Source organism: Pseudomonas pseudonitroreducens, from assembly GCF_021603645.1.
GTDB lineage: Bacteria > Pseudomonadota > Gammaproteobacteria > Pseudomonadales > Pseudomonadaceae > Pseudomonas > Pseudomonas pseudonitroreducens.
Genome location: NZ_BQHJ01000005.1, coordinates 57,434 through 70,132 on the forward strand (window position 1 = coordinate 57,434; position 12,699 = coordinate 70,132).

Genomic DNA, 12,699 nt, shown 5'->3' on the forward strand with positions numbered 1-12,699 from the left:
GCGTGGGGACGCCTGGTTCTTGCTCCTGCAAGAGAAGTTGCAGCGCCGATAGAGAAAGCCCGGCGTGATGCCGGGCTTTTCTTCAGTTGCGATACAGCACCGGTCGCCGCAGGTGCACATAGCTGTACCCCTCGCGTGCCAGGGCGATGCGTTGCGGGTCCAGCTCGGCTACCAGTAGTTCCTCGCTGTGCTTGGCCTTGGTCAGCACCTGGCCATCCGGGGCGACGATGCTGCTCAAGCCGCAGTACTCGATCTCGCCTTCGCTGCCGACATAGTTGGCGTAGGCGAGGAACACCTGGTTCTCGTAGGCGCGGGTCGGTACCAGCACCTGGGCGACGAACTCGTAGGGGCGCATGTTGGCGGTGGGCACCAGCACGATATCCGCGCCTGCCAGCGCCAGAGTGCGCACGGCCTCGGGGAACTCCACGTCGAAGCAGATCAGCAGGCCGATCTTCCAGCCGTCCAGCTCGAAGATCGCCGGCGGCTCGTCGGAAGCGCTGAACTGGCTGCGGTCGAGATCACCGTAGAGGTGGGTCTTGCGGTAGTTGGCGCGGCGTTCGCCCTGGCGGTCGATCAGCTGCACGCTGTTGAAGATGGCGCCGTTGCTGTCGCGCTCCGGGTAGCCGTAGAGAATGCCGAGCTTGTTGGATTGGGCGATCTCGGCGATGCGCCGGGCGGAGGGGCCGTCGGCGCTTTCCGCCAGCTCCGCGACGCGTTTAGCGCCGATGTTGTAGCCGGACAGGAACATCTCCGGCAGCACCAGCAGGTCCGCACCGTTCTGCACCGCCTGCCGGGCAGCCTGCTCCAGACGCTGCAGGTTGCCGGCGACGTCTTCGGGGCCGGGCGGGCACTGGTAGAGGGCGAGGTACATGGTGTTCTCCTTCGAAATGCGCAAGGCCGGGACCAGGCAGTTTGCACCTGAACCCGGCCCTGCGCGAGCCGCTCTTCACTGAGTGGAATGAATCAATCCGGCAGCACCATCGGGCCAAGCTCGGCGAAGCGATCGCCAGGGCCGGGGTTCTGCGGATGGGTGGCACCGCCGAAGTGCTTCATGATGCCCCACACAGCGTTCAGCGAGGTCTGCACCGCGCCTTCCACCCAGGCCGGGGTCCAGGACACATCGTCACCGGCAATGAAGATGCCGCGCTGCTCGGCGGGCATGTCGTCCTGCATGAAGTGCGCGTACATGCGCTGGTTGTAGCGGTAGTGGCCCGGCAGCGCGCCCTTGAAGGCGCCGAGGAAGTGCGGGTCGGCCTCCCAGGATACGGTGATCGGGTTGCCGATGATGTGCCCGGCGATGTCGACCTTCGGGTAGACCTTCTTCAGTGCGTCCAGGGCCAGCTGCACGCGCTTCTCCACCGGGTGCGGGAGCATCTTCATGGCGTCGCTCATCCAGGAGTAGGACAGGCAGATCACCCCCGGCTTGTCGTCGCCGTTGTCGAACAGGTAGGTGCCGCGGGTGAGGCGGTCGGTGAGGGTCATGCTCATCACGTCGCGGCCGGTCTGCGGGTCCTTGTCCTTCCAGAAAGGCCGGTCGACCATCACGAAGGTCTTCGAGGATTGCATGTAGCGGGTGCGGTCCAGGGCCATCCACATCTTCTGCGAGAACAGCGCTTCCTCGCATTCGATCTGGGTGGTCAGCAGCCAGGTCTGGCAGGTCGCCAGAACGGCCGCGTAGTGGCGGGTATCGCCCCAGTAGTCGGTGACGGCGAAGGTGCCATCGGTGGCGCGGGCGATCTTCTTCACGCCCGGGCGCGGTGCGCCGTTGTGCAGCGAGGCCAGGGAGGTTCCGGCCGGCCAGTGCGCGCAGTTTTCCGGCACGTGGCTCCAGATGCCGCGCGGTACCTGCTCGACACCGCCTACGACCAGATGCTGGTGGTCGTCGCAGTTGGTCATCACCACGCGGAAGATTTCCAGCATGGAGTTGGGGAAGTCCGAGTCCCAGCCGCCGGTGCCGAAGCCGACCTGGCCGAAGATTTCGCGGTGCTGGAAGGACAGCCGGGAGAAGGCCTTGGAGCTGGCGACGAAGTCGTAGAAGGTGCGGTCGTCCCACTTGGGCACCAGCTCGTCCCACAGGGCCTTGAGCTTGACCGTGTCGCGCTCGCGGATGGCCTCCTGGATCTCGGAGAAGCGCGCGCCGTCTTCCAGCGCGTCGGCCCAGGCCTGGGCGACTTCGCGGAAGATTTCCGGCAGGTCGTCGATCTTCTCCGCGTAGTGGCTGGTGCCTTCCAGGTCGACCACGGTGCTGCCCGAGGCCGGGGTCAGCGGGTTGGGGAAGGGCCGGGTTTCCAGGCCGAGCTTGTCGACGTAGTGGTAGAAGGCGGTGCTGGACACCGGGAAGCGCATGCCGCCCAGCTCGGCGATGATGCCGTCGGCGCCTTCGAAGGTCTCCGAACGCAGGCGGCCGCCCATCTTCGAGGCTTCATAGACGACGGGCTTCAGGCCCATCTTCATCAGCTCGTAGGCCGCCACCAGCCCGGAAATGCCGGCGCCGACGATGGCCACTTCCTGGCCGTGCTGCTCGGCCGGGATGCTGCCCAGGCCGGCGGGGTGCTCGATCCAGTCGTCGAAGGCGAAGGGGAAGTCAGGGCCGAAGATGGTCACCGGTTTCTTGCCGGGGGTGTGGGGATGGCGGTTCTTATGCATTGGAGGCTCCCTTCTATTTTTTCGACGTACGCGGCGTGCCGGCTTGTAGCACCAGCTTGGCAAGGCTTTCTGCGGCCCGCAGAGGCCAGTCGATGGATGGCGCGCTGGCAAAGAAATGGCGAGCTGTGAGGGCTCGCCGTGGCGTCCACTATTGCAAAGGCCGTCGTTGAAATGAACCTGACAATCTGCAAGATTGGCGAGAGTATTCAGGCAGATTGATCAATACAATGAGCAATATGACGAAAAACGCCGATGCGGCCTTATTGAACCTGCTGCGCGCCAACGCCCGCGAGTCGATCTCCGAGCTAGCGCGCAAGCTTGGCGTATCGCGCTCCACGGTTCAGAGCCGTATCGAGCGGCTGGAGCAGCAGGGCATCATCAGTGGCTATTCGATCAAGGTGTCGGATAGCTACGCGCAGTCGCTGGTGCGCGCCCACGTGCTGGTGACGGCGCTGCCGAAATTGTCACACCAGGTGGTGCAGGCGCTGGAGAAGATCGCCGAGGTGAAGACACTGCATTCGGTGAGCGGCAACTTCGACATGATCGTGATCGTCGAGGCGCTGTCGATCCGCGACCTGGATGCGGTGCTGGACCGCATTGGCGCGCTGGACGGGGTAGAGCGGACGATGTCGTCGATCATTCTGTCGACGCGCATCGATCGGTGAGGGGCGTTTCTCTTGCTGGAAGTACGTGCCGGCGGTTTCCCCTCACCCCAGCCCTCTCCCGGAGGGAGAGGGGGCAGACCGTGCCGGCTGACGCCTTGGTTTCATCCTGTACCGAACGGTCCCCTCTCCCGCTTGCGGGAGAGGGTTAGGGTGAGGGGCATTTGATCTTACGGAGCGATCAGCCCAGGTCTTCTTCCAGCGCCAGCAGCTCTTCCACGCGCTGGCGGCGGCGGATCAGCCTGGCTTCGGTGCCTTCCAGCAGCACTTCGGCGATCAGCGGACGGCTGTTGTAGTTCGACGACATGGACGCGCCATACGCGCCGGTATCCTCGATCAGCAGCAGGTCGCCGACCTGGGCGCGCGGCAGGGCGCGGGGGATGACCACGCCGCCGTCACCCTGGGTGAACACGTCGCCGGACTCGCACAGCGGGCCGGCCACCACGGTGTCGATCACCTCGCGGCTGGCCACATCGCCGGCCAGTACGCGGATGCCGTGGTAGCTGCCATACATGGACGGGCGCATCAGCTCGTTGAAGCCGGCGTCCACCAGGACGAAGTGGTTGCGGCCGGCATCCTTGGTGGCGCGGACTTCGCTGAGCAGGCAACCGGACTGGGCAACCAGGTAGCGGCCCGGTTCGATCTCCAGGTGCAGCGTGTGACCGACCACGGCTTCGGCGGCGTTGCGCGCCTTGTCCCACAGCTGGAAGTAATGCGCGGTGTCCACTTCCGGGTCGCCGGCGCGGTAGGGGATGGACAGGCCGCCGCCGGCGGAGATGCCGGACAGGTCGTGGCCGGCGTCCTTCACCTGCTGCACCAGGCCGAGCATGGCTTCGCCGACCTGGGCCAGGTGGCCGTAGTCGACGCCCGAGCCGATGTGCATGTGCAGGCCGACCAGGCGCAGGCCGCGCTCGCGGATCACGTCCAGGGCGGCGCGCAGGTCGCTGTGCCAGATACCGTGCTTGGAGTGTTCGCCGCCGGTGTTGGTCTTGTTGCTGTGGCCGTGGCCGAAACCGGGGTTGATGCGCAGCCACACCGGGTGGCCGGGGGCGACTTCGCCCAGCTGGCGGAGCATATCGATGGAGCCGGCGTTCACCGGAATGCCGTGCTCGACCACGGTTTCCAGCGTGGTGCGGTCCAGCAGGTCGGCGGTGAAGACGATCTCGGATTCATCCTCGCGGCACGAGTAGCCAGCGGCCAGGGCGCGCAGCAGTTCGCCCTGGGAAACGGCGTCGACCTTCACCCCCTGTTCGCGCATCAGGCGCAGGATGTGCAGGTTGGAGCAGGCCTTCTGGGCGAAGCGGATGATATCGAAGCTCTTCAGACGCTCGATCTGGCTGCGGATGGTGGCGGCGTCGTAGATCCACAGCGGGGTGCCGAATTGCAGGGCGAGCTGTTCGGCGCGGGGCAGGGCGAGGGAAGTCATGAATGGGCTCCGAAAGTAGATGCCGCTAGTCTACCGGGCCTTTGTCTGGTTGAATAATGCCGCTTGTTATTCGGTCAATTCATTTTTGATATAGGGTGCAGCCCACGCCGGCTTCGCGCAGGCGCTGCACCAGCACGCCAGCTTCTGCCTGAAGTGCCGCGACGAAGCGCTCGCGCAGCGGCGTAGCGGGGCGGTACAGCGGCTTCGCCACGCTCACCTGGAACGGCAGCGAGAACGCCAGCGGGCGCAGCTGGATGCCCTGGCCCTGGAACATCAGCGCGGTGATCGGGTTGACCACGGCCAGGCCCAGTCCGGCGCGGACCATGCTGCACACCGAGACGGCGCTGTGGGTTTCCACCTGCATCTGCCGCTGCACGCCGGCGCCGAGGAATACCGCGTCGATCAGGTGCCGATAGCGGTCGCTGGTGGCCAGGCTGACGAAGGGCTGGCCGGCGAAATCCGTTGCTTCCAGGCGCTCGCGGGCCAGCAGCGGGTGGCCATCCGGGAGAATGCACACCTCGTCCACTGCCAGCAGCGGCTGCAGCTCGGTGCCGCGCGGGGCGTCGTCGTTCTCGATCAGACCGATGTCGTGGTGCTGGGCGCTCAGGGCCTCTTCCAGATGCGGCGACTCCAGCGCCGCGACTTCCAGGCTGATGGCCGGGTTTTCCCGGCTGAAGCGTCTGCAGGCTTCCGGCAGCAGCGCCTGGGATAGCGCCGGCAGGCAGCCGATGGAGAACTTGCCCTCGGCGAACTGCCCCAGGCTGCCGGCGAAGGCGACGATGCGCTCCAGTCCGCTGAAGGAGCGCTCCACTTCCTCGAACAGCATCAACGCCCGCGCCGTCGGCGCCAGCCGCCCGCGCTCGCGCAGGAACAGCTCGAAGCCGACCAGTTGCTCCAGCCGCGCCAGCTCGCGGCTGACGGTGGGCTGGCTGGTATGCAGGAAGGCCGCCGCACGGGTGACGCTGCCGGTAGTCATGACGGCGCGGAAGACTTCGATATGGCGGAGGCTGATCATGCTCGGAGCCGGAAGGGGGGATGGCGGCAGCGTAAGGTGTCCGCGCGGTCTCGGCAAATCGGCCGGGGTTGTGTAGTGTCGGGCCGTCATTGAAAGGAGCGACAAGGCTGATGGAAGGCGAACGATCCTTGCCCGGTGAACCCGGACTCGCACGTCTGGCGTTCTGGGTCCTGGCGGGTGCTGCGCTGGCCCTGGCGCTCGCCGCGGCGGGCATGGCGCTGGCGATGTTCCTGGTGCTGGGCGGTGATATCGGGGCGCTGAGCGATTACGGCCGCTTCCACGCCATCCTGGTTCCCGCCGTCCTGTGCAGTGCGTTGTTCGCGCTGGGGCAGATATTCTGGCTGATGCTCCGCAGCTGCCGCGCCCGCGTGTTACTGGTTGTGCTCTACACGCCTTTCGCGCTGCTGATCTGGGCGGGCTTCACCGGGCCGTACCTGTTCTCGCTGTCGGTGGCCGAGCTGGTCATCTACCTGCTGGGAGGCTGAGCGCTCCCGGTAGGATGGGTGGAGCGCAGCGATACTCATGCGGTTGGTGCAGGGAACTGATGGGTATCGCTGCGCTCCACGCCATCCTACGAAGCAGTATTCCTGCGAGACTTCCTGGCGCCGCCGGACTTTGCAGGGCGAATAACGCCTCAAGCGTTATCCGCCGCCTTGGGGGATCAACCCCCGGCGCGTTCGCACCAGCCTAGGTTGGTCTTGGCGGCGCGGACCTGTCGCAGGTAGCCGTCGCAATCTGCCGGGGGCAGGTAGCGATCGCCGCTGTCGCAGATGGCCGTGTTGTCCTCCTGGGGGCCGCTGTAGCGCTTGGCATCCTCGATCATCGACTCCAGCGTGCTGCGGCAAGCCTTGCCCTGGCCGAGTTTGGCCTGGGTCAGGGCCAGGTCGTTGCGGGTAGCGAGTTCCTCCAGCCAGTGGAGGGTGGCCTTGCAGTCGCTCAGCAGCGGAGCGAGCAGGCGCTCGGCGCCGGCGTAGTCCTTGCTGTCATAGAGCCTCTTGAAGCGATTGCGGGTCTGGCGCAGGGCCGCAGTGCTGCAGCCGGCTGCCGGCTTCAGGTAGCTGCCGCCGAAGCTGGCACGGGCGCCGCAATAGCCCCGGCAGCTCTCGTTCTGCTCGTTGTCGACCTCGATGCCGTTGCTCTGCAGCTTGAACTTCACGTTGCAGACGCCTTCCTGCCAGTCCTCGCGCAGGTTGGCTTCGCCGTTGCGGATGCTGCCGTCCAGCGAGCAGGAATGGCCGTTAGCGCCGAGGGATTCGAGGCTGAAGCTCTGCTGGCCATTGACAGCCTTCTGGATGATCAGGCTGCCCCAGCCGCCCTTGGCCAGGTATTCCCCGGCGGGCAGCGTGGTGTCGGCGGCTTGGGCGGTACTGGCGAGAGCGGCGAAAAGCAGGGAGAGCAGCGAGCGTCCGTTCGATTTCATGGGTCCATCCAGGGTTTGCATGACTGGGGCACATGATACCGCTGCGAGCCGGTGGCTAGTGGAAATCCCGGCTGCGCACATCCAGCCCTTCCAGCAATCCGCTCAAATCCGTCAGCCGCCCGGCGATCACATGGCGCACGCCGTCCTTGGCTTCCAGGGTGCCGTCCACCTGCATCAGGCGGGCGCTGAGGAAGGGGCGGCGCTGCTGTTCGGCAAGGTCGCGCCAGACGATCACGTTGATCATGCCGAACTCGTCTTCGAGGGTGACGAAGGTGACGCCGCTGGCCGTCCCCGGCCGTTGCCGGCCGACCACCAGGCCGGCGACGCGCACCGGGCGATCAGCTTCGAGCTTGAACAGGTCCCGCGAGCTGCGGCAGCGGCGGGCCCTGAGGGCGCCGCGCAGCAGGGTCATGGGGTGTGGGCCGAGGGTGGTGCCGAGGGTCGCGTAGTCGGTGAGCAGGTCTTCGCCACGGCTGGGCAGCGGCAGGCTGACCGGTGCTTCTTCGGTGACCTGGCCGGCGAACAGCGGCAGTTGCGGCTCGACCCCGGCGATCGCCCAGCGCGCCTTGTGCCGGTGGCCGGCGAGGCCACGCAGGGCGCCGGCGTCGGCCAGTTGCTCGCGGGCGCGGTTATCCAGGTGGGCGCGCAGGCAGAGGTCGGCGGCATCGGCGAAGGGGCGTTGCTCGCGGGCCTGGGCAATGGCATCGGCGACTTCTTCACGCAGCCCGCGCACCATGCGCAAACCGAGGCGGATCGCCGGCTGGCGTTCGGCGATGGGTTCCAGGGTGCAGTCCCAGTGGCTGTGGCGCACGTCCACCGGGCGAATCTCCAGGCCATGGCGGCGGGCATCCTGCAGCAACTGGTCGGGGCTGTAGAAACCCATGGGCCAGCTGTTGATCAGTGCGCAGGTGAAGGCCGCCGGCTCGTGGCATTTCAGCCAGCAGCTGGCGTAGGTAAGCAGGGCGAAGCTGGCGGCGTGGGATTCGGGGAAACCGTAGCTGCCGAAGCCCTTGATCTGTTCGAAGATGCGCGCGATGTACTCCTGCTCGTAGCCCTTGGCGGTCATGCGTTCGAATAGCCGTTGGCGGTGCGGCTCCAGGCCGCCGTGGCGTTTCCAGGCGGCCATGGAGCGGCGCAGGTGGTCGGCTTCGCCGGGCGTGTATTCGGCGGCGATGATCGCCAGTTGCATCACCTGTTCCTGGAACAGCGGCACGCCGAGGGTGCGCTCGAATACTGGCTTGAGTTCCTCGGAGGGATAGACGACCGGCTCTTCCTTGTTCCTCCGGCGCAGGTAGGGATGCACCATGTCGCCCTGGATCGGGCCGGGACGGACGATGGCGACTTCGATCACCAGATCGTAGAACGTCTCGGGTCGCAGGCGCGGCAGCATGGCCATCTGCGCGCGGGACTCGATCTGGAACACGCCCACGGTGTCGGCGCGGCTGATCATCGCGTAGGTCTCCTTGCACTCCTGCGGCAGGGTGGCGAGGGTCCAGTGCTTGCCGCGATAGTCGGCGATCAGGTTGAAGCAGCGGCGCAGGGCACTGAGCATCCCCAAAGCGAGCACATCGACCTTGAGCAGACCGACGGCGTCGAGGTCGTCCTTGTCCCACTGGATCAGGGTGCGCTCGGGCATGGCGGCGTTTTCCACCGGCACCAGGGTTTCCAGCGGTTGCTGGGAAATGACGAAACCGCCGGGGTGCTGCGACAGGTGCCGGGGGAAACCGACCAATTGCCCGGTCAGCGCCAGCACTCGCCGCAGGATCGGGCTCTCCGGATCGAAGCCGGCTTCGCGCAGGCGGTCGGTGTGCGGCGCTTCGCGGCTCCAGGCACCGCAGCAGTCGGCCAGCGCGCCGACCTGATCCGGCGGCAATCCCAGCGCCTTGGCTACGTCACGCACCGCGCCGGCGCCACGGTAGGTACTGGCCACGGCGGTGAGCGCGGCGCGCGTGCGGCCATAGCGGCGGAACACGTACTGGATGACTTCCTCGCGGCGGTCGTGCTCGAAGTCGACGTCGATGTCCGGCGGCTCGTTGCGCTCGCGGGAGATGAAGCGTTCGAACAGCAGGTGCACGTGCTCGCGAGTCGGGTCCAGCTCGGTGATGCCCAGGGCGAAGCAGACCACCGAGTTGGCCGCCGAGCCGCGTCCCTGGCAGAGAATGCTTTGGCTGCGGGCAAAGGCGACGATGTCGTAGACCGTGAGGAAGTAGCTGTCGTACTTAAGCTCGGCGATCAGCGCGAGCTCATCCTCGACACGCTGGCGGACGGCGGCATTGGCGCCGTCTTTCCAGCGGCACAGGATGCCTTCCTCGGTCTTCTCCCGCAGCCAGGTGGTGGGCGTGTGGCCTTCGGGAACCAGCTCGCGCGGATACTGATAATCCAGTTGACCGAGATTGAAGCTGCAGCGCTCGGCGATCTTCAGCGTCTCCGCCAGCAACTCGGCCGGATAGATCGCCGCCAGCGCCTCCTTCGTTCGCAGATGTCGCTCGCCGTTGGGATAGAGGTACTGTCCGGCCTCGTGCACCGGCAGGTGCTGGCGGATGGCGGTCATGCAGTCCTGCAGGGCGCGGCGGCCACGGGCGTGCATGTGCACGTCGCCGCAGGCCACGGCGGGGATGGCCAGACGCGTGGCCTGTTCGCGCAGGCGGCACAGCTTGCCGGCGTCGTCCGGGCCCTTGTGCAGTTCGACGCCCAGCCACAGGCGCTCGGGGAAGCGTTCGCGCAGCCACAGGCCGTCAACGTCCTGGTCGTCTCGCGGCAGCCAGATCGCCAGCAGGTGCTCGAGGTTGCCGTCGAAGTCCGCGCGCACCAGACGGTAGCTGCCTTTCTCGGCGCGACGGCGGGCATGGGTGAGCAGGCGGCAGAGGTTTTCGTAGCCAGTGAGGTTCTCCGCCAGCAGCACCAGCTTCGGGCCCTGCTCGATGCTCAGTTCGCTGCCGGTGATCAGGGGAATCTCGGTTTCCTTCGACGCCTGCCAGGCGCGGACGATGCCGGCCAGGCTGCATTCGTCGGTGATCGCCAGGGCGCGGTAGCCGAGCTTCTTCGCCCGCTCGAACAGCTCGGCGGCGCTGGAGGCGCCGCGCTGGAAGCTGAAGTTGGACAGGCAGTGCAGCTCGGCGTAGCCGGGGCCTTCATCCGGCGCGTTCATGCGAACCAGCCGTGCAGCAGCAACGGACCGTCGTCACCCACCGGGCGAAACACCCAGGCGCGCTGCCCGCTGCGGGTGCGTACCTGGTAGTAGTCGCGGCGGATGTCCTCGCCGTCCCACCAGCCGGATTCGATGCGTTCAGGCCCGGCCAGCAAAGTCGGGGCGAACTCGCTCAGCGGTTGCGGTTCTGCCAGCAACCAGCCGGGGCGCGGGACCTCGGCAATGGGCAGGTGTGGCGTGGCATTGCCTTGCCAGGCGCGCTCCGGGCGATGGTCGGCGAGGCCGCCGAGGCTGTGCACGGCGTCGTCGCCCAATCGAGCGCGCAGGCGTTCGCGCAGTTGTTCCCAGGGTTGGGATTGCTGCGGGCGGTCGTCGAACAGCTCGCGGTGTTGCGGCACGAAGGGCGGCAGGTCTTCGGCCAGTAGCCGCACGCTGTGCACCGGGGCGCGCAGTTGCAATTGCTCCAGGCGGCCACGGCTCAGCTCGAAGAGCATCGCCGCTTCGCGCTCGGCGCTGAGCAGGCCCACCGGCATCTGGGTGTCCGGGGCGTCGTGGTGCTCCAGGTGCAGGACGAAGCGCTGCACGCCGCTGTCGCGCCCGGCGAGGAAGGCGCTGAGGTCAGCGGTCAGGCGGCGCAGCGGGAAGAGCAGGGCCTGGGTGGATTCCACGTCGAAGTTCAGCTCGATGCGCGACTCGAAGCTGTCCGGCGGCCGGTAGAACTCCAGGGCCAGCGGGCGCTGGCCGAGCAGGGTATCGACCTGGCGCAGTACCTGCGGCGGGAAGCGCCGGGCCAGGCTCTCGCGCGGCAGGGCGAGCAGTTGCTGCAGGTTGCGCAGGCCCATGCGGCCCAGCGAGGTGGCGGCGTCGCGCTCCAGGCCCAGGCGCTCCAGCGGCATCCTGCCCAGGTACTGGCGCAGTTGCTGGTTGTCGTGGATCGCCACGCCATCGTGGCCATTGGCGAGGATGCGCGCGGCGGCCGGGTTGGGTGCGGCGGTAATGCGGTGGCGGAAGCCCAGGGCGCTCAACTCCTCACGCAGCCGCGCCTCGAAGTGTGGCCAGGGGCCGAACAGTTGCAGGCTGGATTGCACTTCCAGCAGCAGCGCACGCGGGTAGTGCTGGCTGACCTGCGAGCTGAAGCCATAGGCCCAGGCGGCCAGCAGGTCCTGCCAGCGCTGCACTTCGCCCAGGTCGTACTCTGCGGTTTCGAAATCGCGGCTCAGGGCCTGGGCGGCGCTGAGCGACTGGCCGGGCTTGAGCCCCAGCGCCCGTGCCGCCGGGTTCACCGCTTGCAGCACACGGCGTTGCGACGGCCCAGCGAGCAGCGCCAGAGCGGCGCCCGGCTCGGGACGGCCACGGAGCGCGCCGTCCATCGCCAGTTGCGGCAGGAGAATGCAGGCCCAGAGCATGCCGGCCTCAGTGCCAGGGCAACGGGATGGGCCGCGCCGGCGCCAGCCCGCCACGGCACTTGAGTACGCGCAGCTGTGCCGGGGTGGCGTCCAGCGCCAGGCGCAGTGCGGCGGGCGATGGGTTGAGCGCTTCACGCTGCGAGCGGTAGGCGATGGCCAGGGTCTGCCCGGTTTCGGCGGCCACCTGCAGGCGGCGCAGGGCGCGGTCGTCGGCCTGCTGCGGCCAGCACAGCACGGCGCCGCAACTGCCCGAGCGCAGGCATTGCTCGGTGGCCCAGAGGGCATCTCGACCTGTGGCGCGGACGATGCTCAGTTGATCGAGCAGCACACTGGCCGCCTGCCAGGCTGCCGGGTAGGGCACATGGGGTGGGTCGACCAGCACGATGCGCTCGCCGGCTGCACTGAGCCGGGCGAGGGTCGGCCAGACCAGTTGAAGTTCGCCGACGCCTTCCTGGGCCAGGAGGATTTCGCTGAGCGCGGCTTCCGGCCAGCCGCCGCTGGGCAGGGCCTGGTCCAGCACGGCGTGGCCGGTGGGCTGCTGGCTGGGTGGCAGGCCCTGGGGCTGGCCTTTCCAGACCTGGCGCTGGTGGAACAGGGTGTCGAGCGCGACCACGCTGCCCATCACGGCCTCCTGGCCGGCGAGCGGCGACGCTCATGCGCCCGGCAGGAGGGCCGGGGGCGAAGGATGGGTGGGTATTGCATGGGTTTGCTCGGAAATAACTGTATGGATGTACAGTTTATCCGGTGGGGTGGCGCCGTCAATGGCGGTTGGTCTGGATGGGGCTGGGTGCGCTGGCGAGCTTTCTGCAGGAGCGGACTCCGTCCACGATGTGTGTGCCTCGCGCTTTTGTTTCCCGCGTCGCGCGCGGAGTGCGCGCAGGCTTCCTGTTTCGCCCCCTCGGGCGAGTCACTTTGCCAAACGACGCAAAGTAACCAAAGGTCTTGCCCCTCCATCCGGTTTTTCGCTTAAGCGAAA

10 protein-coding genes are annotated in these 12,699 nt (G+C 67.3%); 2 read left to right on the forward strand and 8 right to left on the reverse strand.

What is annotated here, in order from left to right:
* Positions 1-82 precede the first annotated feature (82 nt).
* Both L6D89_RS13415 and L6D89_RS13420 read right to left on the reverse strand, forming a co-directional pair.
* Entirely contained in the window at positions 83-871 is a 789-nt protein-coding gene (locus L6D89_RS13415; protein ID WP_236200047.1) for a carbon-nitrogen hydrolase family protein, read from the reverse strand.
* 92 nt (positions 872-963) lie between these two features.
* Positions 964-2,646 carry a flavin monoamine oxidase family protein gene (locus L6D89_RS13420; protein WP_236200048.1) on the reverse strand — a complete coding sequence of 561 codons (1,683 nt, stop codon included), beginning with the start codon at positions 2,644-2,646 and terminating at the stop codon, positions 964-966.
* 227 nt (positions 2,647-2,873) lie between these two features.
* Between L6D89_RS13420 and L6D89_RS13425 the strand changes: the two genes are divergently transcribed.
* Positions 2,874-3,311: an Lrp/AsnC family transcriptional regulator gene (locus L6D89_RS13425; protein WP_197698111.1), complete on the forward strand. Its 438-nt coding sequence runs from the start codon at positions 2,874-2,876 to the stop codon at positions 3,309-3,311.
* Between the two features lie 178 nt (positions 3,312-3,489).
* Here the strand turns inward: L6D89_RS13425 and lysA are convergent, their stop codons facing one another.
* Positions 3,490-4,734, reverse strand: coding sequence for a diaminopimelate decarboxylase (gene lysA, locus L6D89_RS13430; protein ID WP_236200049.1), 1,245 nt, complete (start codon positions 4,732-4,734; stop codon positions 3,490-3,492).
* A gap of 79 nt (positions 4,735-4,813) precedes the next feature.
* Positions 4,814-5,749: a LysR family transcriptional regulator gene (locus tag L6D89_RS13435; protein ID WP_236173604.1), complete on the reverse strand. Its 936-nt coding sequence runs from the start codon at positions 5,747-5,749 to the stop codon at positions 4,814-4,816.
* A gap of 110 nt (positions 5,750-5,859) precedes the next feature.
* On the opposite strand from L6D89_RS13435, the gene L6D89_RS13440 reads away from it, so the two are divergent.
* Positions 5,860-6,234 (forward strand): hypothetical protein, encoded by a 375-nt coding sequence (locus L6D89_RS13440; protein WP_236200050.1) that lies wholly within the window; start codon positions 5,860-5,862, stop codon positions 6,232-6,234.
* Positions 6,235-6,410: 176 nt separating this feature from the next.
* Here L6D89_RS13440 and L6D89_RS13445 read toward each other — a convergent pair whose 3' ends face one another.
* Genes L6D89_RS13445 through imuA form a run of 4 tightly spaced genes read right to left on the reverse strand, consistent with a single transcriptional unit; the run spans position 6,411 to position 12,345 of the window.
* Positions 6,411-7,169 (reverse strand): hypothetical protein, encoded by a 759-nt coding sequence (locus L6D89_RS13445; RefSeq protein ID WP_236200051.1) that lies wholly within the window; start codon positions 7,167-7,169, stop codon positions 6,411-6,413.
* A gap of 55 nt (positions 7,170-7,224) precedes the next feature.
* A complete protein-coding gene (locus L6D89_RS13450; RefSeq protein WP_236200052.1) occupies positions 7,225-10,317 on the reverse strand; it encodes an error-prone DNA polymerase in 3,093 nt (1,030 codons plus the stop codon).
* The gene (locus L6D89_RS13455; RefSeq protein ID WP_236200053.1) at positions 10,314-11,723 is read right to left on the reverse strand and encodes a Y-family DNA polymerase; all 1,410 of its coding nucleotides are present in this window, start codon (positions 11,721-11,723) and stop codon (positions 10,314-10,316) included. The genes L6D89_RS13450 and L6D89_RS13455 overlap by 4 nt, the downstream gene beginning before the upstream one ends.
* A 7-nt stretch (positions 11,724-11,730) precedes the next feature.
* Positions 11,731-12,345: a translesion DNA synthesis-associated protein ImuA gene (gene imuA, locus L6D89_RS13460; RefSeq protein ID WP_236200054.1), complete on the reverse strand. Its 615-nt coding sequence runs from the start codon at positions 12,343-12,345 to the stop codon at positions 11,731-11,733.
* Positions 12,346-12,699: the final 354 nt, after the last annotated feature.